Below are 25,237 nucleotides of genomic sequence, written 5' to 3'. Positions count from 1 at the left end.
ACGGTGATAAGTCGCTGTAGCAATTCGTTATAATCCCATGAAATCCCGAACACAAGCAACACCGCTTGCACAATGAAGAATAACGCGGCTATCGTTGAGATAACCCACGTTTTATTTTTAAATCTTACCTTCCAGTTAATTTTTTTCATTTTGTTCACTCCTTATTTTTAATTAATAATTGCTTTGAGGATAGCTGCGACAATAGCGCCAATTACTACGACGCCCCCAGCAGCAGAAGCCCATGACAATGATTTATAAGCTGTTTTATACTTATCTACTTCTAAATTTCTAATGCGTTCATCTTGTGCTTTTATCTCACTCATTACATCACTTAATCCGTTGCGTACGGCGTTCTCCATCATCAGAGATAGAGTGTCCTCATTTAAAACACGATTGTGTTTCACTTCTTCTAATTCCGCTTGCATTTTACTCATCGCTTCGCTATGTTCTTGTAAATCTTCTTTTAGCGATTCGACATATTTTTCATTGCTTTGTATCCTTTTATTTAATTTAAGATACTCAGCGTTAGAAATTTTTAATTCTTGTTCCATCTCATTTGCTCACCACCTCAATCAATATCTAACGTTATCTCTAACCATAAATTGTAATTCCCTGACGCAGAAACCAACTCGACACGACCGTCATCATGAACATACACAGTAGCGACTGCGCCTGCCGCACCTATGACCATCGCCACCGCAAATCCGTGGCGTTCTGCCGGTCTAAAACCTACTGGAAGCGTAAAAATAGCCCCTGTCGCTGTCGTACGCCCTACAGCACCTTTTATTTGCAGTGTAGACCCTTTCAGTCGATACAGAGGCGGAAATCTACTGTCTAATATAGAAAATCCGCTATTCAGCACAGGCGCCGTCCATGCGGTTTTTGCAATTTTCGGCTCGTACAAACTTGCAGCATCTGTTTTCGCGCCATCAAGCGCTTCATCTGCTTTCGCTTGTGCGCCAACAGTCGTTTCTTTTGCGTTCCAATTCGTTTTATCCGCTGATGTTACGTGAATATCCGCATTATTTACATGTGCATTTAAGTCCGTTTGTTGTGCAAATTGTGACGGATTAAAACTATCGAATTGCGTTTGTAGATTATTCGCTTCTGTTTGCAATTTACTCGTTTCTGTGTCAATTTTTGCGTCAAGTTCAGCTATTTCAGTATCTAATCGCATACTTTCACTTGTCACTTCATCATGTAAGCCTGCGATTTCTGTTTCAACATCATGTATCATTTGTTCTAATCGCTCGAAATCACTTATATAACTTTCAGCAATAACTTTACCTTGAAGCGGGTCTTTCTCTACGTAATAAGTGAAACGAGGCATACCGCTTAGCTCCGTTTTGTCTTTTTTCTGCAAAATAAAACGGGCTGTATCATATACGCCCGGAACTGAAAACGCTTCTTTTACGAAAGTATATTCGAAGTATCCTTCGCTCAATCGGCTAATATCAAAATGTAAATCGTCAATGACATACTCGCTTGTTCCCGGAAGCACCACCGCAAAAGTAGGCGTATAATCAGTTAAGTCCATCCCTTTACCGTCTAGGACGATTCGCGCCGCAATTGTTAATGAATCAATATCGCCCTGAATCGCTTCAATACGTTCAATACTCCAACTTTTTCTGTTCAAGTCTAACGTTGCATTTATTTTTCGTAAGTTGCTCATTTGTTCACCTCATTCACTAATTTATTAACTAAGTCCTTCAGCTCTTTTACTTCTGCTTTTAATGCTTCTTTTTCTGCTTCGTTTTCTTTTGCATATTGATAAATCCATGCAACGGAATTATATAAATCAATTGCCTTTCCGTCTGCGGTGGTCAATGAATCAGAAGCTTGTTCCGCAATAAAACCGATTTTCTTTTCATTAGTTTCATCTGCGATATGTGAATACGTAAAAACATCTGTTTCATTTATGACTTGCTTCGCTGTTTTACCAAAGGCAGTTTTCTTTACTTTACGTATATTTTTCTTGTATTCCTCTGAACTAGCAGTCTCAAAATTACTAGCTCGATGCGGCACATAGCGCAGTTGAGGACCACCGCCAGAAACCCACGTGTGACGATCAATAGAAGCGGTTTTCCCGTCCGAATTAGCACCTATACAACACCAGCCGTCACTTTGAATCAAAGGAGTTTCGATGCCTGCAAACGGTGATAGTCTGACAACTCTGTCCGCATCAATTGCACCTGTATTTTCGTTCACAGCTTCAATCGCAAGACCTAAATCTCCGTTTGTGTTCATCCGAACTTGCATGGCAGGATAAAGCTTACTTGTCGACTGTGCAGTTAAATTAAAACCAGTCCCACCGCCCATTTGAAGTTCTTCGCGATACTGCGGTGCCGGAAGACCTGGTAAAAAACTTGAGTATAAAACATCGAAATATCCGCTTGAACCTGTGATGGTTACGCCCTCAATGTCAATCGCTCGCAACGTACCGGTTCCAATCCAATCTGCGACAAATTTCCCATCAATTCCCCAAGCCGTTTTAGGAGTGCCAGTTATTCCGTTTTGATAAAACGCTATGCCCTCTCTATTCATAACCATCACTTTTTTAGCAGTATTCACATCATCTGTATCCATAAAATACATTGTTGAAGGTTTGAAAGTAGGAAATGTATAAATATTTCCCCCATTCGCACCTTGAATGCTGTCACCTATTGCTTTCAGTTCATTCTGCATCCAATCTTGGGTAGGAACCTCATCGACAACTTTGCTAATGTCTGACTTTAACGTGTCTGTAAAATCAGCTTTAATACTGCCAAGTTCTATTTCTTCATATTTTTCAGTAATGACATTATATTTTGTTCGAACCGCTTTTGCAGTAATATTTACATTCAAATCCGGATGATAAACGGTTACAGTGTCACCTAGTTCAACCATTTCTAAGTTTTTATATTTTTCGTATCCCCTCATTTCAGAGAGGGGTTCAAAAGATACTTTAATATTTATCTCTGGTATGTCAGTTTTAGAATTAGTAAAATATTTTCCAGCTACATTTCTAAGAGTTGTAACATCTGTCACTTCTTCATCAGATGAATAATCGACTGGTAAAATTTTTATATTCGAATATGCATTAATATGTTCACTGTCTAAATATTTTTCAGGTAATACTATTGTCTGTTCATTACCGTTTACATCTTGTTTATTTGCAAACGGATAAATGCGAGTAATTACATTTTCAGTATCTACATCTGTTTCTAAACCAGTCAAATTCTTTCGATATCTAATAGATGCGACGTTATCTCTGCCACGACGTTTTAATAAATTTATACTAAAATTATCACGAACTAACTCCCCACCCCATACGTCCAAGAGCGAGCCTTCCACACCTGCAATAATTTCAAGCGGGTTTTTTCGTTGTATGCTTGTACTTGACAAAGTAGTGATGTCTGACGTTCCAGAAAATTTAGAAGGGTAAGCGGTAGAAGAAAACAATTTACTCAAAGCGGCGCCAGGTGTGATATTTTCGACAGTGAAATCTTCTACAAAATTCGAAGTAGCGTCATTTGTAATATGCCTAGCCTTGACTATGATTGAGCTAGTAAATTCGTCACACGCAATGTTATATGCTCGGAAAAGTTGAAAATTTTGCGCTTCATTTGCCTTCACTTTAAAAATAGATTCATCAATTATTTCATCAAACAATCTAGCTGTCATTGGATATTCAATTGTCAATTCACATGAACCGTTTAAAGTTTCATCCACCGATGCAGAGATAGTATCTTTTAGCAGTCCTAAGCCATTGCTGTCAAAATTAGTACTTTTGGAACTGTATAAAACTGGTATCATTACACATACCTCCAATACGGATTAACTTCGATTTTTTCGACATTTCCAATCCAATCAAAATAATTTTCTCCCGCTTGGAGCACAGGGAAATCTGGAGTAAACATTTTATCGTCAGCTGGAGCAATTACATCATTTACTGTCTTGTATGCCATTAAATTTTCGCAATCGAGTTCTATATATTCATCAATTCCTTTAAAAATAAAGTTATTTCCTGAAATGTTCAAAGTGACATCCCCTGTTGCGAAAATTTTTATATAGGGCTGCGATTCCACACTACCTTCATTCATAAGCAAATCCCCTTTATCAATATCAATAATGCTTGTATTAATATATTGAAATGGATCTAAAGTGAAGATAACATTAAACAATCCGTACTCTAATATCGTATTTTCAGCATCGGCAAATGACACATGGACTATTTTTCTGTAAACATGGGGGTCATCTGAAAACACAAGTTTTTTTCCATTCATAAAATACTTTTTCGCTTCTCTAAATAGTTGTTTGAATGATTTAGTGTCGTCTAAAAAATTGAATGAAATTTCTTCTTCGATATTTTTAAATCCGTACGGAATTACAAAAGCTCCATTTCTTCCTCTGATTTCTCTGACTTCAATGTCCTGTTCTGGTGTTTTTAAAACCGGTCTCTCTGTAACACATAATCCATAATCAGTGCAAGGTGTATCGTCTATTAATATTTGATAATTCAAGATGTTCGCCCTCCCCACGCCGTCGTTTTAGAATTCATTCCATTTGTGATTTCTCGTTTTACCTTGTTGACCAATCTGTCCTCATCAGCAGCACCATATAGATTATTGTTCATATTGATTTCAACTTTTACATCATTATTATTTTCTGATATTTTACCTTGAGCCATTTGCGGTAAAGATGATAGCATTCTATTTGATACAGCATCAGCAAAAGGATCCATGCGTTTTCCTTGAAGAGGCACAGCGGCTTCTGGACCTTTTTCCCCAATGCCGATTACAGAGGCGGAATTAAAGAACCCACCGTTCGCATGCCAATCCACGGAAATACTTGGCACTGTCATTTCTTTTAGACTAAATTTCCCTTTCGTCTTCAAATGAGGCAATTCTGGCATCTCGATCTTTGGGAACTTAATATCCAATTTTTCAAATGTATCTTTGATGTCCCCCAAAATCTTTTTAACTTTATCATATGCATTTGAAATTGGTCTTATAATTTTATCTTCCACTTTAGACCATGCGTTAGAAATATTTTCTTTAATGCTATCAAAAGCAATCTTAAAAGCGGCTTTAAAAGTTGCTAAAATAGCTTTAGCTCTATTATTTGCGTCTCTAATAGGATTAATGATATGATCACCAATCCATTTCCATGCAGATTTTGTAGCATCAGTGATACTTTTCCAAATGGCACCAATGTCAATTCCAAAGGATTTTAAAATATTGTCGACCCATTCGACCGCCGCAAAAAATATACCTTTAATAGCTTCCCAAACAGCGCTTGTCATTTTTCGAATGCCTTTCCATACTCTATCCCAATCCCCTGTAAAAATACCTGCCCAAAAATCAATTAAACCTCCGAGATAGTTTAAAGCAAATTTTACAACAACTAAAATTGCATCCCATACAAATTTGAGTGTGCTTTTCAATCCTTCCCATAAGAATGTCCAAACCGGTTCTAACCAAGCAATGAAATCTACGATATAATTCCACACAGCCTGCAACGCCCCGATAATTGTCGGACCATATTCTTCCCAAAACTTTTTCAACGCGTCCGCAATTGCTTGTATTCCAGGTTGAATATACTCCCATGCGGATTGAAATGCGGATACTATACTTTCCCATAGTCCAATCCAAAAGTTTCGAAATCCTTCACAATTGTCCCATAACCATTTAAATCCAACGATTAATACAGCAATCCCTGCAACAATTCCAGCGATAATCCCAATAACAGGTAACATAGCTGTTCCTAATATGCCTACCATCGCAACAACCGCAGTAACTACGGGCAGCAAAGCGGTAAAACCTATAATTAAAAGCCCGATTATAACAGTTACTTGTCGAATGGGAGCAGGTAAACTATTGAACCAACTCGATACTTTTTGCAAAAGAGATGATAACACATCTAAAATAGGAGCTAGTACCTCTGCTATCGAATTGCCTAAATCTCCCATCGCCATTTTCACATTATTCAATGCGACATCTTGACGATCAATTGGATCCAGTGTTGCTTCAAATGTTTTAGAAACAGTGCCTGTTGCTATTTCTGCTGTTCCTGCTAAGCCATCGAGACTTAAACGACCATCCTCAATGGCTTTGACCATCCGTGGCGCACCTTTTGTTCCAAAAACTTCTGCCGCTATATTGATTTTTTCTGTTTCAGTCTTCGCACCGAGTATTTTATCTTCTAATTCAGATAAGCCCTGGGCAAGTGTTTTATTTTCCTTTGCGTACACCACGCTTGCTTTTGTCAAACTTGATAATGTAGCACTGGAATCCACGCCCGCTTTATCCATGTTTGCCATAAGTTGCGCACCATCGGCAAAAGATAATCCTAACGCCTCAATCTGCGGCGCCCCTTTGACAGCTTTGTCAAAAATATCATCTACACTTTGTCCGGTACCTTGCGCGACATAAGTTACAGAATCTAAAATCATCGATAAATCTTTATTTTCCAGTCCATAAGCTTCCATCGCTTGTTTTGCTTTCAAAGTACTATCAGTAACATCTGAACCATTAATATCAGAGAACTTTAATAATTTCATTGAATTTTTTTCTAATTCTTTTCCTGTAAATCCGAACTGAGTATTCAGTTCTCCTACAGCATCACCAACTGCTTGAAACTCAAATTTAGACTTACCAGCAATGTTATCAAACACTTTCGATAAATCTTCTCCGGCTTTTCCGGTAGCTCCTGTTTTTGTAATAATTGTATCTAATCCTTCGTCTACTTCTCTAAAAGCTTCTAATGCATACTGACCAATTTCTTTCAGTTTTTCACCAACGGCTGCAATTTGCTCCGCCGCTTCCATCATGACAGCGCCAGATAGTTTGTTATTTAATTCATCCATTCCTTGTCCAGCATTATTTGAGTCACCTTTAAACTCTGTTAATTCATCCCCAAGCTTTGAAACAGATGTCTTAGCTTCATTTAGTGATGTTTCCATTTTTAAAGCTTCTGTGCTATTTTCACCATATTCTTGCTTGACAAGTTCTAACTGTTGTTCCATATTTTTAATTTTTTGCTCTGCGACATCTGTCTGATCAGCGAGATACTTTTCTGCTCTTGCCAACTTCTCGGCTTCTGTAGCAGTCCCTTCCATAGCCGCTGATTCTAGTTTATATTCACTCGCTAATTTTGCTGATTGTGCTTCTAAGTTTGATTGTTCTGATTGTAATTTATTTAATGAAGCGACTCGTCCAGATTCTGCTGATTTTGCTTTTTCTAATGCATCAGTTGTTAATTCAATTTTATTCGCTAGTTGCTGTTCTGTGATTTGTGCACTTTTCAATGCTGTTTCCATTTTATTTGCTTCTGTACTGTTTTCACCAAATTGTGTTTTAACTTTCTCTAATTGTTGAGCAGTTTCTTTTGTTTTTTGACTCGCTACATCATATTGTTTTTGCAATCCATTTAAATCAGCTGTTAATTTATCTGTCTCAGAACCAGTAGTTTTCAACTGCTCTTGCTCTAATTTTAATTCTTGTCTGAATTTCTTACTCTCAGCATTCATTTGTGACATCGCACTATTGAAATCTTGATTAAACACTTTAAAAGTTATTTTCGGCTGGTTACTTGCCATTATTTTCCACCTGCCTTTTCATTTTCATAATTGGACCATTTTTCGATTGCTGTTTTTCTTTCCGCAATCATCTGTACAGATTTAAGTGGTAGTTGCCAGACATCATTTCTATCTAATTCGAACACATAAAGATACAATGTGTATAAATCTTCAACGCATTCTATTACGATTTCTGGCAGTTTTATTTTTTTCCTTTTGAACTACCTGTTTTCTTTTTAAATTGTTTTGCAAATTCTTCCCTAGATTTTTTTGTGACAATTGCAAAATATACTTGCATGTCTACTTCTAAATCCATTTGATAATTTTCCATAAATTCTTCAAATTTTTTCGCATCTTTTTTATCATTCGCTTGTCTGTACGCGGCGTATACTCCTTGAGCAATAGAAATAGGGTCTAAATCCATTTGTTGTTGCATAAATCCTTTTAAAAACTTCCCGTCCACTGCGCCATCACCTTCGTTTTGCAAACGATATAAAGTTAACATAGTGACATTTGAATCTAGTTTCGCTTCTGTTCCATCTAAAAACTCTATTGTAAATTCCATTAAAATTCCTCCTATACAAATAAAAAAGACGGGATAAACTACCCCGTCTTACTCTTCTGAAATGTCTTCTTCCGGTACGTATTCTTCTGAATTGTCCCCTATGCTTTCTTCAATAATTTCACTTTTTTCCAGCAATTCTGGGGGAGTTTCAGGGTGTAGCAATAACCATATCTGGTGTGAAATTTGTGTGCCATTGCTTTACAAATGCATCCTTGTCCGCTTCGTCCAACTCAGAAATAATTGCTTCGTAATAACATTTTCTATTATCATCAATCATTGCAGTGAATTCCAATTCAACTTCTGCAACTTCATCCGCACCATTTTCAACTGTTATTTTTAATCCCGTTGCCGCGACACAATTGGAGAACGCAATTAATTTTGTTTGCGCTTCAAACTCATCTAATACATCTGCTGTCAGTACAAAAGGTTTACTCAAGCTATCGGCACCGTAGGAATAAACGCCTGCTTTTAAACCTTCGTTTGAAAGTCCGAAAATATCTCGTAAAACAGGAACTTTCACATGTCCGTTTAATGTTAGTGACATTTTTTGAGGTGTAGTTTTTTTCTTTGTTTCTACTCCCTCACATTTTTTTACTAATTCCAATAACTCTGTTTCTCCTTCGATTGAACCTAAACAACCAAAGGCAATACTTGTAGCATCTTCTGAAAATTTAGTTCCAACGTTCGTAACACGAGTTGCGTCAAATTCTTCAATGATTGTTGCCATTTTTCAATTACCTCCTAATATATTATTAATCTCTTTTAATACATCTTCTTCTAACATTTCTACTATTTCTGCAGTAGATTCTTCTAATCCTAACAACATAAAATCTTGTTTTGTTTTATTATTTTTTCCAACCCCTTGGTCTGGAAAAATCAAGTAATTAAACTTTGGTTTGGAAACTAACTCAAATCCTAAATTGCTCATTTTTGCAACAAATGGTCCAGCTGTTTGCGCGTGATTTTTGTTTAATAATTGTCCTTTCCAATTCTTTGAAAGGTTTATTCGCTTCTCAATATTTTGTTTTGCAAGTGGTACTGCTTTAGTTTCCAAGGTTTTGTTAATTATTTCCTCAGATTTGTTTGGAATTTTACTTATCAATTCAGTTAGTTTATCAACGTCCGCAAAATCTACTGACCATTTAGCACACATACTTAAACGACCTAGTGAAATTCAATTCCAGCGCATCGACATAATTATCTTGTTGTCCTTTTTGAATTTGACCTTTAGTAGAATTTAAAAAATAATATGGACCTGCTCCTGAAATCCCCTCAAGACTTGTAATAATATCAACTTGCAATCCATCAAGGTCATCAGTATTTTCAGTGGCTACTTGAATTGAAATTTCTTGAACTAGTGTAAATTGAGAAGTATCACTTTTTGAAAAACCGCCGGTCGAAAAAATAATGTAATCATAAACTCCATTAAGTTCTTCGTTCAATTCTGTTTCACTCACATTATCTTGATAGACATTAAAACCTGTATTTTCACTTAATTTTGCAATTAAATACATATTAAGTTTTGAAATTCTCTCTTTTGTTGGCTCATTCAATTTCATCACCTGACCTTGTCAAGTACCAAAATAAACGCACATTTCTATCTTTATCAACATAACTAACTTCATATTCAGTGCCTTCAATTTGTATTTTTTGATAGGAGACAGCTTCTTTTCGATAAGGCGTTTTAATTTTTAAATTCAAATCTTTACCCATCGCATTAATTCTCATAACATCTTGATCGCGCATAGAAACTTCTTCATAAAACAATTTCCCCCTGCTAACAAAATTTGTTCCTATTCGTTTTCTGTTAGTATCGCGAATTGTTTCTGACAATCCATAATGCAAAACACCGTCGCTAAATGTATCATGATTGACTTTCTGCATTAACATTCACCGCCACGTCAAATTGTAAACTTTGAATTTCTGAAATAAAGTTTTCTTGAAAATATTCAAAAGAATTATTATATGCGTATCGGACACCATCGAAAAGTAATTGTTTTGCAGCATCTTCTTTTTCGAAAGTAAAAGGCACGCCAGCCAATTGACTGATGCGTGCCGAAACTCTTTCAATTATTTTTCTTAGTCGATTATCTTCCGTTGTGTCTGTCCAAGTGATTCGCAAATAGTCTTTTATTTCTTGCAGTATTTCATCAGACACCTGCATTTAAATCATCCTCCTCTAATTTCAATATCAAGTCGGATTTCAAATCAGAAGTATTATACGGAATTTCTCGCCTATCCAATTCCTCTTTCAATTCAACAACTTTCATGTTGCTGTAACCATTCCCTGCACTAGTCAGCAGGGGTGTCTGAGGGTGTCGCGTCATTCACCACATTTACATCAATCGCAGGTGAACCTTTTAAACCAGTAATATCGAAAACTAAGAAAGAAGTATTGTCTTTAGGTCGTCCATTTGCGTACTGTTTCGCATAATAAAGCGTTTCGTCATCTAATAAACGATATTCAGTTGAAGTGCGAATAACTTGTTCTGAACCAATGCCCATGAAATAATCTTTAGCACGTCCTGCGACAGCTTTTCCTACTGGGACAGCGACAGATTGAATGATTTCCAACGGCACTGGTAAAATTCCGGTCACCCAGGCACCTTGAGGGGTCATGTAAGTTGTAGCTGCGAAAATTTTACTCCAATAATCCGCTGGATTAATAACTAAAATAGCATCATTAACAGACTTTTTCCCATTGTCCGTCAATGGGAGCATGACATCGTTTGCTAAAGTTTGAGGTGTTAAATCCGTTAACGGAGTAGCTGTTTTTTCAGGGTGTCCATCTGTGCTGGAATTGTCCACATCACGCATCATGCCGATTGGTTGGTCTTTTCCAGAGCCATTTACAATACCAGCCTCAAGACCAAGCGCCATTGCTTCGCCTAAAATAGTACGTACATATTGATCTAACCAGGATGGTCCTAGGTCAAGCATTGCATTACAAACAGGGATGTATGCAGATAACTTGTACATTCCAGTTTGAATTTTATCAAATCCGTTATCTAAAATTTCTTTAATCTCGGCACATAAAGGACCCCACCAAGCAGTTGCCACGTCTCCAATGCTAATAATCCATTCCGTTGTAGCAGTAGTATTAACAAAATTAATTTTGCTCAACAGTGGATGTTCTACTGTTAAATCTTCAAACACACGTTCAAAAACGGTAGGCGGTAACAAGTCAGTAACCCCAGCAAAACCATCGCCCGCAATAACGGCATTATAGTATTTACTTTCATCACTGGTTAAAGCGTTGGCACCACGGCTAGCGAGTACATTATTATCGTTCATTTCTCGATTTACTTCCTTACGTGCTTGATTGATAATATTATTTTGAATTTGTTCAGCCATATTTGTAAATGCTGTTACTTGTTCTGCTTCTGTTGCGCCTTCTTTGATTGCGTTTAAAAATGCCGTACTGATATTCAATGTTTCTGAATCTTTTTTATCAAGGTTATTCATTTGTCATTTCCTCCTAATAAAAAAGTATCGCTTCTATTTGCGATACTTTTAAAAATATTATTTTTTGTTTGAATTGCTTTATTTTCAGTTGATGCAACTACTTTATATTTATCAACTATACTTGCTACTGTTACTGCTTCACTTGAATTCTCAGTAACTTGTTCATCATCATTTAATTCAATTTCCCCTATAGAATCACAAAAACCTAGTGCTACACACTCATCAGCTGTTAACCATTCTTCATTGGTAAGTAATGTTACTAACTCTTCGCGCTCCCCAACAAATCGCTCTGTGTAACTTTCCGTCACAGCATGGTCTATCTTATCCATATCATTTGCAACTTTTCTAAACTCGTCTGCATTACCAGCTGCTATTGTCCAAGCTTTATGAATCATCATCATTGCGTTGCTTGGCATAATAATTTCATCACCTGCCATCGCAATTACAGATGCACCACTCCCAGCAAGAGCATCAATATAAATACTGATTTTAGCCGGGTGTGCTTTTAATAGATTATGAATAGCAATGGATTCAAAAACATCTCCACCACCGCTATTGACATGTACATTTATTTGAGAGACGCTAGATGTTTTTAAAAAATTCTGTACTTCACTAGACGTAATATCATCAAACCAGCCACTACCTATTGATCCGTATAAATACAGGTCCGCGATTTCTGGGTTTTCAGAGCTGTTTTTAAACTCTAATCTATTTTCTATTTTAGGAATCTCCTTTATTTTCATTTATGTCACCCCCTTTCAAATCTTCTTCATTCTCACCTAAAGGTGCATAATTTTTCGTAACAAAACGCTCTTGGGTTTCCGGACTCATTACAGGTTCACGTCCAATCATCCTTAAATTATCATCTATTGTATTTACACCAATATGGAACAGTACATCCATTGAACTCGCAATTTCTTGAATATCTTGAACCTTAATTCTTGTAGTATCTAATTTCATGTAGGTTCTTTCTAAAACCGAATCCCTACCATAAAACTTTCTATTTCCTTCATCGGTAAACATTTCGGCGATAGGATTTATACTAAACATTAAGAATGAATTAACTTGCTCGCTTAAACCTACAGTGTCACCTTTCGCCAAACCAAGAGGGATGTTAAAGCTATTTGCAATCATCTCAAAGACGTCATCTATCATTTTTTTTATATCTCTTGACTCTGCAATACTAGAATCCCCATTAAGCTCATCAATTTCCATACCGTCTTCTACGGGTAAAGCGGAATCCCCTTCAGCTAGAAACTTCTTCATCCTCTCAGATAACATAAGTCTCAATTTTTCTTCTTCTTCAGGAGCTTGCCCAAACATACCTTTTAATTTAACTATTATTTTTCTAGAATTTATTTTTTTGTATTTATTCACTGCTGCTGAAATCAAATCTCCATAAAGCAAATAAAACCCATCGATGATGGATTTAATACTTTCATTATTCAAAGTAAGATGTAAAACTTCTGATTCTTTAAATTCTTTGTTTAATGTGAGGTCTTTTAAAGTAACTTCTGTATATGTGTTTTCATACAGTGATTTATCATTTTTAGCAAAACTATCAGCTACATAAATATATTCATCTTGCATAAATATCAAAGCTTCATTATCATACACAAGTTTGTATATTGCTTTCTTCCAAAACTCTGTTGCATTCTGATTTTGATTTGCTTCAACATTAAACATGTACCAATTTTTTTTACGGACTTCTTCACCTTTTTCATAGGTGAGTACCTCTGCACAAGATAGTGTGTTGGCAATTTTATTAGCACAAGAATCAATTGCCCACTTCTTTATAGACAATTCTTTTAGTTTCTCAGAAGGAATAGAACACCACACCGTGTCCGTTAAATTCAATGTTCTTTGTTCTTCATTAAAAAATCCACTCACCCAACTTTTGAATCCCAATATTTATCACCTCCTAATACGTAGTCACATCATACAGTTTTATTTCTCGCGTCTCTGGCAATTCTTCATCAAGCATTAGTGTGTGCAGCAAAGCAAAGAACCCATCCGTTTTACGTGTCTTCGGCTCAATTTTTATATATGTTTTTTCACCACGTGCGTCAAATTTAATAGCTACATTGTTACAATACCAACGCATTAACATGTCATCACCAAAAATGATTTTATGCGAGGCGAACAATTTATCTACCATGCTCGACAGTCTGTTATGCGAATATGGACCAGAGCGGACTTGAACTAGAGGCGCACCTGCATTCGTAAATGCTTCTTTCAATGACTTGTATCTGAAGCTATCCGTTGCAATATTTATTATGCGGTATTCCTTTGCTTGTTCTAAAAACCATTGAAGCGGATAATCTTCATCAATATAATTATCATGTATGATAGTTGCCAATCCTTTTTCCACAGCTTCATGAATCGGAAATTTAAATTTCGTGATCTTCAAGGACTCAGCACAAATGAATGTATGATGTTTAAAGATATACTTACCTCTTTTTTTAAATAACAACCCTACCGCACAAAAGTCTCTAACATCCGCGAAATCAATGCCCCCAATTGCAGGAGCCATTTTCAAATCTGGTATTGGTTGATTTGTTGCTTTAATATCATCCCATTTTACTGCTACAGTGGTTGGATCTTGAGTTGGACAGTTCATTCTTTTAGTCATAAACTCAACCATGATTTCAGAAGATGATTGCGCATCATCCCAGTGTTGGTCAATTTCAATTCGCAATGGTTTGTAGTATAAAATCATAGGATTTGCTTTTGGCCATTTTGTTTTATCTTGAACTTCGTCCGGATTATCCAACTTGCAAATAAAAGGGAACATTTTTGAGTTTGGCTTTTCTCCGTTTAATACTTGTTGTGCTAATACTTTTCTGTCATCTAAAACGCTTCCGCGAACATAACCATCGGTCGTTAAATGGAATCTACGTGACCGTTCTTTTTTACCTAATCCAGAAGTGTGTACTGCATAATTTGAATAATCTTCATATGCGTGTTCTTCATCAAAGGCAACTGCACCAGGTCTTGAACCATCTTTTGTTCTTGCATTTGATGTTTTATATTTGATAGTTGATCCATTTTTCCGATGTTGTATTGCAACTAAATTCCAGCGATAGACGTTTTTCATCGTTTCTTTATTTTCTTCTAACATGTTATAAATATCTTCAAAGCTTGTTTTTGCTTGGTCTTCCGATGTCGCAACAATATCAATATTATAATGGTCCACGCCATGATTTTTAGTTGTACATTCAAAAATCATACAACTTAATAAACCATTTTTACCAAAGCCTCTACCAGCATAAATAAAATAGTCATTAAACATTAATTGCTTATCGCCATCTTCATCTATTTCAAATACAGCAAATACAAATGCATATATGAATTTTTGGAACGGGAAAAGTTTATAAAAATACCGCTCTGCCGTAGCAATAGCGGTATCTAAAGTATCATAATCAATGATTACATTTTTTTGTTCTAACCTGCCTCTGACATATTTCATCAATAATTTTTGTTCTTTACAATTTTCCACTTCATCATTTTCAACCATTCGCATCCACTCTGATATTGCAGGGTGCCATTTATATACATTAGAGGGCTGGGTCATGAAGTTCACTTCCTGTATTCTTTACTTGTTCAGAAGGTGGTTTTAAAGATAGGAATTGTAAAATATCCATTGCTTGCTTAGTGTATTTTTGTAGCAATAATGCACTATCATTTTTGCGAGTCCCTTTTTGACCGCCGCCGTTATCATATTCAACATAAAATCCACGCTCGTTAATATCCCGTAACAGATTCTGTTCCATATCCCAATAATATAGATAAGCATTGACTCTATCCTCATAAATAGGACTAGTTAGATTTTTATCTTTTAATTGCTGTTTTAAATCTTTTTCAATTTTATTTCTTGCAGTTATTAACTCTTTGCCTTCTTTCAATCGCATAAACGACACAATACCACCCCCTCATGTGAAAAATTAACGTTGCATTTTTTGGCGCTACTCTCCCCCGTTGTCACACCCTCTCAAAAAGTTTTAAAATTTTTACCCGGGGGGATTAAATCCGTGGAAAATATTTTTCAATAAAAATAAAAATAGAATTTATTTCTCCATCAGTGAATGAAAGCAATTGATACACTTGCAATCTATTATTATTTATTTTTTCTTTCACTTCTTTTTGCTTCAAGCCTTGACACTTATTATCAGACACAACGGAACGCATCGAACGATATGCTTTATACATTACATTGCGCACTGCACTTTGCTTATACATATCATATTGTTCATAGTCATCTGTGTTGTACTCAATTCCATCAATATCAAACAACAATCACATCACCATCTTTCTTGATTAATAATCTTCTTCTCTTGTTGATTAGGTAAACGCTCGTGCTCTTCGTTATGACATTGATTACATAAACATTCGAGATTACTTAATGTTAATGCAAAAGCGGGAAACTCTTTTACATATTTAATATGATGTACACAGTCTGCTTGACGTTGCTTACCTTTCTTCTTGCATCGTTGACATTCATAGTTATCGCGCTTCAATGCTTCTTGTCTAAGAGCCAACCACTCTTTACATTTATAAAACTTCATCAGCTGATTAGTATTGATTAAGTTATAATGTTTAGATGTCATATGCATATGTGCCACTCCTATATAAAAAAGCCCCGAACTATCGGAGCTGTAATTGTTAATATAATCCGTAGTTATAAAACCACAAAGACTTCTACGGTAGCATTCGTCAATACTTTGTCTTTCTTCTGATTAACCTTTAGTATAGGCTCGCGGACGTCAGAAAGTGGAATCTATAAAACGACCTCGGCTGTGGCACATTATTAAGAGGTGTCCGAAGTTCTATTCAGTTAATATACTCGGCAAGGATTTGCACCTTGCAGTTGGTTGTAATCAGCCCTTTGATATACCAGATCATGCAGGCTTAACGTCTACCTATTCCGTCACGAGTATGCGCTTATAATTATTTATAGACGCTTTTGCTTACGTCTTCCCACACGTGTGTTTAACGTCCGCTATGCGGTTGCAGACGGAGATTGAACAGGAGTGTCGTCGCCTGTTGGGACTAGTGTCCAGATACAAAGCCTCTGTCCGGCAATATAGCAACCTCCCGCTATATCATCATGTGATTATAGATGCTCAGTTCCGTCTAACAGTTCATGTTCCATTGCTTCGATTTCATTATCTGAAGCAACACCTTTAATCGCTGATATGTGAGACATCTTATTCGTTCTTGAGTAATAAGACGGAATGAACCCATTATGTTTGTTTCTTAGTTCTTGACGTTCTTTATATAATGCTTTAATAGAAGGAACAAGACGTCTAATATTTTGTTCAATAAATCTAGTTGGTATTCTAATAATTTCCCAACCGTGTTCAGATTTATTCAAAGTATTAAGGATAAACACATCTCGTTCTGAATCTTTACCAATCCTAAAACGATGGTGCCCTCCATCAATCTCTAATACAACCTTCATGTCTGGCAAAATAAAATCTACTCGTTTGCGCCCTATTCTTTGTTGTGTTTTTACTTTAATCTGATTTCTTAACAATTCGATACAAGCCATTACCTCATGAGCAGAATCAAACTTGCTACTGTCATTTCTATAAAATTGGGCTACTGTGTTATATGGGTCAAGGTATTCATCCATTTTCATACTACAGTATTCTTGCATTTCTATAAGATGTATTGCTCGTTCAAGTGTTGCTTCGATTTTGTGCGCAATATATTCTTTTTTCTTTTCTTCTATTTTTTTTCGATACTTATGTTGGCATTCAACGCATAAGTTTCTACCGCCAGACAAATCTCTGAAATGTACGGAAGCTTCCTGCGAAATATATTGCTCGCATTCCCAACACCTAACTAAATTCATATAGTCCCCTCGACTTTCATTTTTAATAGGCCCTGCCTATAATACTATAATAAACCTTTTTCGATGCCCAAAAGTCTCACTTTCGTCTCACAATTAAAATCCAAGGAACCTACCAATTTCTTTTATTACAACGTCTCGATGTCTTATTGCTGTTGCTCTACCCATATGCGATTTCATTCCAATGTGCTCCCAAGTATATCTCTCACGTGACCAGTAACGAAGCTTAATAACCATCCTGTCATTATCATTTAAGTTTGCAATCACTTTATCAATGACCCTAACAACTTTATTCATACGTTGTATTTGAATATCCATATCTAACAAAGTAACTCTTTGCTCTACTTGATTACTAATATTACCTGAAGAACTACCACCGATATTTTCATCAATATATTCTTGATATATAGATCCCGTAATGACATTCAGTCTTAATTGTTCCAACTCTTTTTTTGTATCGTAGTAATGTCTAAGTTCATCTTCGATATATTGAAATTGTGCTTTAGTTAATCGTTTTGACATTGTATCACTCTCCTTTCAATAAATACGCATGTTCTTTTGTTTTGAAATTTGTAATATAACATTGTCTACATGTGCCGTTTGCAAATAATTTATTCGCCTCAGCTCTCGCTTCTTCTTCTGTTTTATATGAAAACTTGTAACAGAATGAAGTTTCTTTTCTTACGTATAGATCCCACATTATTTACTCTCCTTAAATAAATTCAAAGAAACGGCACATGCTATAATTATGAATAAAAGAGAATTGAATTCCGAATTACTTAAATATCCTAAAAACTGACAAAATGCAAGTATAAATATCATGATTATATAAAACCGAGCTAGTTTATTTTTCATTCTTCTTCCTCCTCACCATAAATATCTAGAGTGGCATCAATAACAGGTAATATTGTCAATGTGTCTACTGTATTTAAACTCATAGTTCGTTCGCCATCTTCATCATCTTTAACTTGTAACATCATGCCCTGTCCATCAGCGAATGGTTGTATTATGGTGAAATCTGTTTCTTTGATGTCATTACCATACAGCTCTTTAGCTACTTTCATCCCCATGTCTGAAAATGTCTTAAGTTGTTTCATCGTATCTAATTCTTTTGTCATTCTTCCCCACTCTCCATTTCTTTAATTAAATCAATTAAATAAAACTGCGCTTTCTTCAAGTCTTCTAAGCCGTTTTTATGTTCATAGCGAGAAACGTATTTAAGTATATTTCCGACCGCATATGACGAATAATCAGATACTTTTGCTTTGATGTAGTCTAACGTTTCAATACCACCGCTTGTATAATGTGCGGGATTGTTTATGTTGTCACTATCTGTATTAATTACAGATGTTTTTACTGCTTTCACAGCATGGTCATACCATGCTTGAACTTCGTCTGGTAATTTACCTTCTGTGATAATGTCAGGTCTATGACTTGGTTCTTCTGTATTTTTCTTCGCTTTGAATTTTTCGATGGTCGTGTCAGGGTGTATATAGTTAGCACAATAAATGTCTCCGTAAGTTATTCTTGATTCTCTTACAAATACAACGGTCTCTCGTTCATACTTTTCCCACATCCACGAGTCATCTGGCATAATAATGTCACCGAACCGCCATCTGTACCCCTCATTTTTCAATTTTCCCAACAAAGCATTAAAATCTCCCTGTGTTTCTGTGTGATATATTTTCATTTGTTTATCCTCCTTGTTCAACGGAATTATCACATCGAGACTCATAAGTTCAATGTATATCCCTTGATTAAATTTCCATCTGTTTATAAATTTTCGAATATGGTTGAACATTGTTATCCCTCCACAATTTGCAATGCTTCTTCTGCACTTCTAGCAACCCCACAAATTGCTGGCGTTATTTCCATTGCTTGTTGAAAATTTTTCTGTTCTTGTCGTAACTTTCCAATCTCATTTTTCACTTCAATAAAAAACATTTTTCCATCTGTTCCACGAAAGCCAAACAAATCCGGAAAACCTTTCGGTAATCCTGTATCAAAAATTCGTCCGTTCGGCATTCTGATTTTTCCCACATTTGCTCTGAAAACATAATGTCCTTTTTTCGCTAAGGCTAAGCGTATAGAATTTTGTATATCCATTTCTGCTGTCATTTTATACCTCCTGAAATCGAAGTTACCGAAAATGAAAAGTTACCGTAATGGGTAACCTTGAAATCGATTGCGACTCTAGTACTTTGGACGTTTTTTATTGAGGTTACCGAAAAATGTCAACTCTTTATATTTTTTACTTTTTTTATAAATAGTATAAAGAGTTGAGGTAAAACGGTAACTCGGTAACTTTTCTTTCTAACGCTTAGAGTCTGTTAGTGTTTCGCGGTTACCCAAATTTTATTTACGGTAACTTACGGTAACTTTTGGGTGTTTTCGGTAACTTTTTTATAAAAATCAAACAACTTTCAATGTATTATTTTTTATGAAACACACATAAGTGACGGAATCCTTTGGTTGTTGGTAACGGTAAGGATGTATTCCTGTTGGAGTATCTGCAGGGTCAAACTTACCGCTTAACTTATGTTTACCTTTTTCCCAACCTTCTTCTGAAAGAATTTCACCAAAACGTTTATAAAACGAGCGATCGCCAACTGGTTTTAAATTATTTGATTCGCAAAAATACTTGTAAAACTCGTAGACAACATAAAGCGGAATTCTAGTACTTTTATATTCTTTAAAAATACGTTCGTAATAATCTAAAATCGGGTCGTTATCTAGTTTATATTCCTCCATGATTTTTTTTGATACATCTGGTTCAACAAATCGTTCAAAATCCATATTGATTGCATGAAATAAAATATATTGTAATACTTCTTTATTCTGTATATATTCATCTTTAATCTTCCAATTGTCTTTTCCACCTTTTAAATTAGCTTTAAATGGAACGATAATAAAACGGCGATATGTTCCATCTGTTTTATTACGCATTTTAGGCATACCATTAGTGGACTGAATCACTGTCATATGAAAATTTGCGCTATATGGGTGTTTGTTTTTTTGCTCCACCATAATTTCATCACCTGTTACAACAGAATTAAAATTGGAAGAATCATCAATATACACACCAGCTGGGACATCGTCACCGATGCAACATACTTTTTCTTCTAAAATTGATAAGGAAAAACGTTCTTGAAATTGCGGTAATTTTAGTGTTGCAATATTAGAATTTCCGATTAAATTACGCAATAACTGTTGAAAAGTCCCTTTACCGTTATTTCCATCTCCTAGCAACCAAATAGAACTTTTTCGTGAATAATTTCCGTTCAAGGATGCGCTGATAACTTGCCACAACAGTGATGTTATTTGTTCATCACCACATGCTATTTCATCCAGCCATGTATGAACATCCCACCCATTTATGTTTTGTTTCGGTGGATTTGCAACATATGGCGTAGCTATTTTGGAAGTGAATACATAATCAGGCGTGAAGGCTTCTAATTTCTTTGTTTTAAGATTGAATACACCGTTTTTAACTGGTATAAGATACTTTGATACTGTTTTTTCTTTTACTTCGGCACCTTTCCACAAATGATAAATAACATCACTCGCTTTATTTGCATTTAGTGTTGGTTCTAAAAATCCGATAAAACGTCGAATGTAAGTTTCATTTTGTGTCCAAATGCCATCTTCTTCTAAATACATAGCTAATCGAGTGTTTTCATTCATATTAAATAGGCAGAAACGGAAGAATTCTTTCAGTATAATAGCGCAACCAATTGGTGATATAACGCTTGGTTGTTTTCCTTTCCCACCACTTATTAACCATTCTTCTTTTAGCTTTTCTAATTCTTTTTTACGTCTTTCATTTAATAATTGCGCCCAATTTTTACGCGACTTTAAGTTGATATTGTAACTGTTGCCACTTTGTTTAGGCGAGTAAACTTCTGAACAACCTGATATAGCTTTACCTAATGTTATTTGTCCATAAGTGTTTTGCCCTCGTTTTTGGTCCCATTTATCACGCATCAACCCTGAATCTCGGAAAATAGTATCCATTTTGTCATAATCTGCTGCTGTCCAAAAAGCTAACATATTTGCAAAAGCTAGATCTGCATCTGACTGCGAAGCGTAATATGCTTCCCAATTTCCCTCGTACAATGTTTTAAAGTATGGACCATTTTGGCTATTATATGCTTTTTCCAATATTTCACTTTCAGACAAATCATTTGATGAATTTTGATGCTTAGTTAGTGATGTGTTTTCAGTTGTTCCGATGTATTTCTCATGCAGTATTTTTATTGCTGATGTCGCTTCATTGACTTGTCTGTAGTTATCAATTACTTGACCCGTCATAACGAAAAACCGACCATCCGGATACATTTCAATATTACCTTTGCGCCGACCACCTTCCGGAAAATCGCCTTTTGCAATAATATGAATACCTGTCCCACTCACACTGTACTCAGTGTAGCTAGCTAACGTTTGAATAAACTCACCAGCAATATTTTCAGTATTTCCATATAAATAATCTTGAATATCGTCTTTTATGTCGTCTATATCCACGCCAAAATACGGCGCCTTGAAGTAAAATCCTAACCCATCGAATTGATACTTTTCGAGTGAAGCAAGGGCAGTTTCAAAATCTGCCCAAGTTCGCTCGTCTACACTATTGCCATATGCTCCAGTATTTGCGTTCATTGGTATCTTTTTATTTTTGCCACGCTCTTCATCCCAAACCAGTTGAAAAGCGCACCACTGTTTTAATCTTCTTAATTCGTCTGGAATTTGTTCATACACGTTTGTGCGCTCCTTTCATTGTTTAGAACGGTAAATCGTTTTCACTTATTTCTACTTGTGTTGGTTCGTTTTCTTTCTTTTTAAACACATGTTGTAGAGGTCCAGTAATTTTGCTTTCAGCCCATGCCTTTACATTTAGATTTTTATAAACTTGTCCATTATATTCAGATTCTTCGTTTTTCACCGTAACTTGGCAGGTTTTAGTCAACAAGTCTTGTAGCAGTTCGTTTACTGTGTTATAGTCTTTTCCATTTGGGAGTTGGATAGCTTTCGCAATTGTATTTAATGCCGTTTGACTATATTCATTTGTTGCTTTTGCTTTCCACACTCTGTGAAAGATATGTGCATTTTGAAATTTTTGATTTACATCGTTGCGAATAATTAAGTCAATATTAATGAACTCAGCACCACTTTTTGTTGCGTCTTCATTTGCATTATATAAAACAACCTCATACGTACCATTTTCTACTCCATTTGTGAAAACATCATTATGATCTACTTTAAACATTTTTAAATTCCTTCTTTCGTTTTTTTATTTGATAAATCCTCGTGCTTTTCCTTGATGGAATGCCCATCCATTTTTATAATTGTGTTCTTTTGCATATTCATATAATTCTTTCATGTTTTTACATTCGTCTGGACTGCTATAATTCACTTTAAAAACGGCTTCTGTTATTTCTTGTAGCTCCGCTGCCTCATCAATTTGTATTGGTTTTAATTCTACTTTGAATTCATGGCCACAATGCTCACATTTTTTATTAGTAGATAAAACTGTCATAAAACAGTCAGGGCAAATTTTTACAGGTGCTTCTGATTTGTTGCTGTTACTTCCTTTTTTCGCTTCTAAGGACCATGTTCGTTCCATGTCTGGCAAACCAAAGCGATTGACATTTCCAACGTGGTCAATAATAATAGCTGTTTTACCAGTTCGATATCGCATACCTCTCATTGATTGCTGAATATACAGGGATAGAGATTGAGTTGGTCTTAGCATAATCACAGTAGAACAATCTGGAACATCGAATCCTTCACCAATTAAATCTAAGTTGCATAGGACCTTTATTTTGCCCTCTCGAAATCGTTTTATAATGTCATCACGAATGGATTTAGGTGTTTTCCCGTCAATATGTGCGGATGTAACGCCAAATGATTCAAAACTCATTGCCATTTTTTTGCTTTGATAAAGGGAAGAGGCATAAAGTATTGCTTGTTCTCCGTTTGCTAACTTTTGATAATGTTTGATGACATCGCCCCAAATCATTCTTTTATTGAATTGCTCGTCAAGCCCTGTCATGTCAAATTCTCCAGTTTGTTTGATATTTAATGTTTCTGTCTGAACGATTTCGGGAGCAAAATATTTGTAAGGTGCTAAGAATTGATTTTCAATTAACCACTTCACATCAACTTTTTCAATTAAAATATCGTTTATATCTCCTAAACCACCCCCATTTATTCTCACTGGTGTTGCTGTAAATCCAACTACTTTAGCATTAGAAAAATGATGGATTATTTTTTTATAACTATTTGCAAGCACATGATGACTTTCATCAATAACAATTAAAGCAGGTTCAGAGGTCTTGTTTAAACGTCTAACTATTGTTTGAACCATCCCCAAATTGACAAAATTCATGTCAACATCATTCATAGTGAGTGTATTTCTGATTTGGTCAATCAATTCTTTTCTGTGAACTAGGAAAAGAACATTATTTTTATTGCGCGTTGTCATGCGAATTATTTCTGATAAAATAACCGATTTACCAGCACCTAACCGCAGGGAGCAACAACGCACGGTCTGTTATATCCCTGTAAAAAAGCCCCCTTTACATCATTTATAATTTCTTTTTGATATTCTCTAAGCTTTAACATCAATATCACCAATTTGGAATAGGTCTTCTTGCAAGGCAAACTCTCTATTATCTAGCTGATTTTTTGCAAAATTACCATTGTTTTCTGTGAGTAAGAAACCCCTCTGACCTGTTTCAGGATTTCTTATTAATCTTGCGACTATAGGAACAATTCCCATAACGTGATTAACTACCTTTTCTCTAATGTCAGGCAAAAATTGATTATACAGTTGCCCACTTTCCATCTGTATTTGACGCGTGTTTTCCCAAGCTGTATATACTATATTTGTGTTTGATAAATTATTAAACACGGAAATCAAATGTATTAAATGTGTGTCAAATATTCCATAGTGTTGTAGTTCTGGTTGACCTGATTTTGTATTTCTCCCATTAAACATTAACCATAATTTTTGATAATGGCTTAAATTATCAATTACTACATTGTCATATTCCTCTGCATGTGCCTTCGCATATCCATAAAAATCAGCCATATCTTGTACGGGATTTCGAGGATCTAATGTCGCAATCGTGATATTAGGTAATCCACTTAATACTTTCGACGTACCATCACAATCCAACATTAATGTTTTTCCTTCTAAATACTTAATCGTCGTTGTTTTCCCTGCTCCCGGTTTTGCATAAATCATAATATTAAAATACTCCGACCTTTTCATTTTTTCTGATTGAATAAATTCCAATGAAATTCCTCCTTATTATTATTTTATTTGTAGTCTTTCTGTTTGGACCAAGATAGCTCCTGGTACTTCAATGCCTTTTTTTAAGTCATCTTTTAACTTAGTTTTATCCAGCTTTTTAGGTTGCTCGACTAAATAATTAATTAACTTACTCTCATCTTCTACAAGCACACTGTGAGGGTTTTTCCGAATATCTAATGTAAATAGATTCGTTTTTATTTTTTGCTTATTAGCAACTAGCATAGCATCATGTAGTGATTGTTTCAGTCGCTTCACATTATTGTTAATCGTGTTTTTTCGTTCTGATAAACGTTTAATTTCTACATCTAAAATAAGTGATTGCCCTTCTAATTCTTTAATGACAAACGTAACATTTTCTGCTTTTGTTTCTAATTCATCTTCAATGCTTTCAAGGGTATCTTTTAATGTCTCCGGATCTAATTGCTCAGCTAAATTTAATAATTGTTGATACTTTTCTTGAATGGAATAAAGTGTTGTCAT

31 protein-coding genes are annotated in these 25,237 nt (G+C 35.5%); all 31 read right to left on the bottom strand.

The window, feature by feature from the left end; translation table 11 throughout:
- The coding region (locus HCJ50_RS07330) for a phage holin (RefSeq protein WP_187127545.1) at positions 1 to 149 on the bottom strand (149 nt) is incomplete at its 3' end.
- An 18-nt stretch (positions 150 to 167) separates the two neighbouring features.
- Complete coding sequence (locus HCJ50_RS07325; protein ID WP_185344849.1) at positions 168 to 551, bottom strand: hypothetical protein; 384 nt, start codon at positions 549 to 551, stop codon at positions 168 to 170.
- A gap of 17 nt (positions 552 to 568) precedes the next feature.
- Positions 569 to 1,672, bottom strand: a complete 1,104-nt coding sequence (locus HCJ50_RS07320) for a BppU family phage baseplate upper protein (protein WP_185395483.1) — start codon at positions 1,670 to 1,672, stop codon at positions 569 to 571.
- Entirely contained in the window at positions 1,669 to 3,795 is a 2,127-nt protein-coding gene (locus tag HCJ50_RS07315) for a phage tail spike protein (RefSeq protein WP_187127544.1), read from the bottom strand. The genes HCJ50_RS07320 and HCJ50_RS07315 overlap by 4 nt, the downstream gene beginning before the upstream one ends.
- Positions 3,795 to 4,502, bottom strand: coding sequence for a phage tail family protein (locus HCJ50_RS07310; protein WP_185344843.1), 708 nt, complete (start codon positions 4,500 to 4,502; stop codon positions 3,795 to 3,797). The genes HCJ50_RS07315 and HCJ50_RS07310 overlap by 1 nt, the downstream gene beginning before the upstream one ends.
- Complete coding sequence (locus HCJ50_RS07305) at positions 4,499 to 7,579, bottom strand: phage tail tape measure protein (RefSeq protein ID WP_187127543.1); 3,081 nt, start codon at positions 7,577 to 7,579, stop codon at positions 4,499 to 4,501. The genes HCJ50_RS07310 and HCJ50_RS07305 overlap by 4 nt, the downstream gene beginning before the upstream one ends.
- Positions 7,579 to 7,716: a hypothetical protein gene (locus HCJ50_RS07300; RefSeq protein ID WP_157943357.1), complete on the bottom strand. Its 138-nt coding sequence runs from the start codon at positions 7,714 to 7,716 to the stop codon at positions 7,579 to 7,581. The genes HCJ50_RS07305 and HCJ50_RS07300 overlap by 1 nt, the downstream gene beginning before the upstream one ends.
- Positions 7,717 to 7,760: 44 nt before the next feature.
- A complete protein-coding gene (locus HCJ50_RS07295; RefSeq protein WP_038330192.1) occupies positions 7,761 to 8,123 on the bottom strand; it encodes a hypothetical protein in 363 nt (120 codons plus the stop codon).
- A gap of 148 nt (positions 8,124 to 8,271) precedes the next feature.
- The gene (locus HCJ50_RS07290; RefSeq protein ID WP_038330191.1) at positions 8,272 to 8,850 is read right to left on the bottom strand and encodes a hypothetical protein; all 579 of its coding nucleotides are present in this window, start codon (positions 8,848 to 8,850) and stop codon (positions 8,272 to 8,274) included.
- A 3-nt stretch (positions 8,851 to 8,853) separates the two neighbouring features.
- Positions 8,854 to 9,276: a hypothetical protein gene (locus HCJ50_RS07285; protein WP_038330190.1), complete on the bottom strand. Its 423-nt coding sequence runs from the start codon at positions 9,274 to 9,276 to the stop codon at positions 8,854 to 8,856.
- Positions 9,266 to 9,682, bottom strand: coding sequence for a hypothetical protein (locus HCJ50_RS07280; protein ID WP_038330188.1), 417 nt, complete (start codon positions 9,680 to 9,682; stop codon positions 9,266 to 9,268). The genes HCJ50_RS07285 and HCJ50_RS07280 overlap by 11 nt, the downstream gene beginning before the upstream one ends.
- Positions 9,669 to 10,007, bottom strand: coding sequence for a phage head closure protein (locus tag HCJ50_RS07275; RefSeq protein WP_038330187.1), 339 nt, complete (start codon positions 10,005 to 10,007; stop codon positions 9,669 to 9,671). Before HCJ50_RS07275 ends, HCJ50_RS07280 begins: the two co-directional genes overlap by 14 nt.
- Positions 9,988 to 10,287 carry a phage head-tail connector protein gene (locus HCJ50_RS07270; protein ID WP_038330186.1) on the bottom strand — a complete coding sequence of 100 codons (300 nt, stop codon included), beginning with the start codon at positions 10,285 to 10,287 and terminating at the stop codon, positions 9,988 to 9,990. The genes HCJ50_RS07275 and HCJ50_RS07270 overlap by 20 nt, the downstream gene beginning before the upstream one ends.
- A complete protein-coding gene (locus HCJ50_RS07265; RefSeq protein ID WP_157943356.1) occupies positions 10,274 to 10,393 on the bottom strand; it encodes a hypothetical protein in 120 nt (39 codons plus the stop codon). Before HCJ50_RS07265 ends, HCJ50_RS07270 begins: the two co-directional genes overlap by 14 nt.
- Before the next feature lie 22 nt (positions 10,394 to 10,415).
- Entirely contained in the window at positions 10,416 to 11,588 is a 1,173-nt protein-coding gene (locus HCJ50_RS07260; RefSeq protein ID WP_185344839.1) for a phage major capsid protein, read from the bottom strand.
- On the bottom strand, positions 11,585 to 12,331 hold the full coding sequence (locus HCJ50_RS07255; RefSeq protein ID WP_185344837.1) for a head maturation protease, ClpP-related: 747 nt from the start codon (positions 12,329 to 12,331) through the stop codon (positions 11,585 to 11,587). The genes HCJ50_RS07260 and HCJ50_RS07255 overlap by 4 nt, the downstream gene beginning before the upstream one ends.
- A complete protein-coding gene (locus tag HCJ50_RS07250; RefSeq protein ID WP_185344835.1) occupies positions 12,309 to 13,496 on the bottom strand; it encodes a phage portal protein in 1,188 nt (395 codons plus the stop codon). The genes HCJ50_RS07255 and HCJ50_RS07250 overlap by 23 nt, the downstream gene beginning before the upstream one ends.
- Before the next feature lie 13 nt (positions 13,497 to 13,509).
- Positions 13,510 to 15,162: a terminase TerL endonuclease subunit gene (locus HCJ50_RS07245; protein ID WP_185344833.1), complete on the bottom strand. Its 1,653-nt coding sequence runs from the start codon at positions 15,160 to 15,162 to the stop codon at positions 13,510 to 13,512.
- Complete coding sequence (locus HCJ50_RS07240) at positions 15,146 to 15,499, bottom strand: P27 family phage terminase small subunit (RefSeq protein ID WP_221636100.1); 354 nt, start codon at positions 15,497 to 15,499, stop codon at positions 15,146 to 15,148. The genes HCJ50_RS07245 and HCJ50_RS07240 overlap by 17 nt, the downstream gene beginning before the upstream one ends.
- Positions 15,500 to 15,611: 112 nt before the next feature.
- Positions 15,612 to 15,881, bottom strand: coding sequence for a hypothetical protein (locus HCJ50_RS07235; RefSeq protein WP_261983662.1), 270 nt, complete (start codon positions 15,879 to 15,881; stop codon positions 15,612 to 15,614).
- A gap of 8 nt (positions 15,882 to 15,889) precedes the next feature.
- Positions 15,890 to 16,201 (bottom strand): HNH endonuclease, encoded by a 312-nt coding sequence (locus HCJ50_RS07230; protein WP_187127541.1) that lies wholly within the window; start codon positions 16,199 to 16,201, stop codon positions 15,890 to 15,892.
- A gap of 500 nt (positions 16,202 to 16,701) precedes the next feature.
- Complete coding sequence (locus tag HCJ50_RS07225; RefSeq protein ID WP_185395496.1) at positions 16,702 to 17,445, bottom strand: endonuclease domain-containing protein; 744 nt, start codon at positions 17,443 to 17,445, stop codon at positions 16,702 to 16,704.
- Between the two features lie 93 nt (positions 17,446 to 17,538).
- The gene (locus HCJ50_RS07220) at positions 17,539 to 17,964 is read right to left on the bottom strand and encodes a DUF722 domain-containing protein (protein WP_185395497.1); all 426 of its coding nucleotides are present in this window, start codon (positions 17,962 to 17,964) and stop codon (positions 17,539 to 17,541) included.
- 329 nt (positions 17,965 to 18,293) lie between these two features.
- Positions 18,294 to 18,539 (bottom strand): hypothetical protein, encoded by a 246-nt coding sequence (locus HCJ50_RS07215; RefSeq protein WP_221638433.1) that lies wholly within the window; start codon positions 18,537 to 18,539, stop codon positions 18,294 to 18,296.
- Positions 18,540 to 18,556: 17 nt separating this feature from the next.
- On the bottom strand, positions 18,557 to 19,132 hold the full coding sequence (locus HCJ50_RS07210; protein ID WP_260443742.1) for a DUF3310 domain-containing protein: 576 nt from the start codon (positions 19,130 to 19,132) through the stop codon (positions 18,557 to 18,559).
- Positions 19,133 to 19,245: 113 nt separating this feature from the next.
- On the bottom strand, positions 19,246 to 19,560 hold the full coding sequence (locus HCJ50_RS07205; protein WP_187127540.1) for a VRR-NUC domain-containing protein: 315 nt from the start codon (positions 19,558 to 19,560) through the stop codon (positions 19,246 to 19,248).
- Between the two features lie 294 nt (positions 19,561 to 19,854).
- Positions 19,855 to 22,197 (bottom strand): phage/plasmid primase, P4 family, encoded by a 2,343-nt coding sequence (locus tag HCJ50_RS07200; protein WP_187127539.1) that lies wholly within the window; start codon positions 22,195 to 22,197, stop codon positions 19,855 to 19,857.
- A 22-nt stretch (positions 22,198 to 22,219) separates the two neighbouring features.
- The gene (locus HCJ50_RS07195) at positions 22,220 to 22,705 is read right to left on the bottom strand and encodes a DUF669 domain-containing protein (RefSeq protein ID WP_011702027.1); all 486 of its coding nucleotides are present in this window, start codon (positions 22,703 to 22,705) and stop codon (positions 22,220 to 22,222) included.
- Positions 22,706 to 22,729: 24 nt separating this feature from the next.
- Positions 22,730 to 23,923, bottom strand: coding sequence for a DEAD/DEAH box helicase (locus tag HCJ50_RS07190; RefSeq protein WP_222713053.1), 1,194 nt, complete (start codon positions 23,921 to 23,923; stop codon positions 22,730 to 22,732).
- Positions 23,924 to 24,049: 126 nt separating this feature from the next.
- A complete protein-coding gene (locus HCJ50_RS07185) occupies positions 24,050 to 24,739 on the bottom strand; it encodes an AAA family ATPase (protein WP_185395504.1) in 690 nt (229 codons plus the stop codon).
- 18 nt (positions 24,740 to 24,757) lie between these two features.
- Positions 24,758 to 25,237 (bottom strand): siphovirus Gp157 family protein, encoded by a 480-nt coding sequence (locus HCJ50_RS07180; protein ID WP_185395505.1) that lies wholly within the window; start codon positions 25,235 to 25,237, stop codon positions 24,758 to 24,760.

This window comes from Listeria immobilis (assembly GCF_014322765.1).
GTDB classification, from domain to species: Bacteria; Bacillota; Bacilli; order Lactobacillales; family Listeriaceae; genus Listeria; species Listeria immobilis.
The sequence above is the reverse complement of the archived record's forward strand: the minus strand, read 5'-3'. Positions and strand labels throughout refer to the sequence as shown.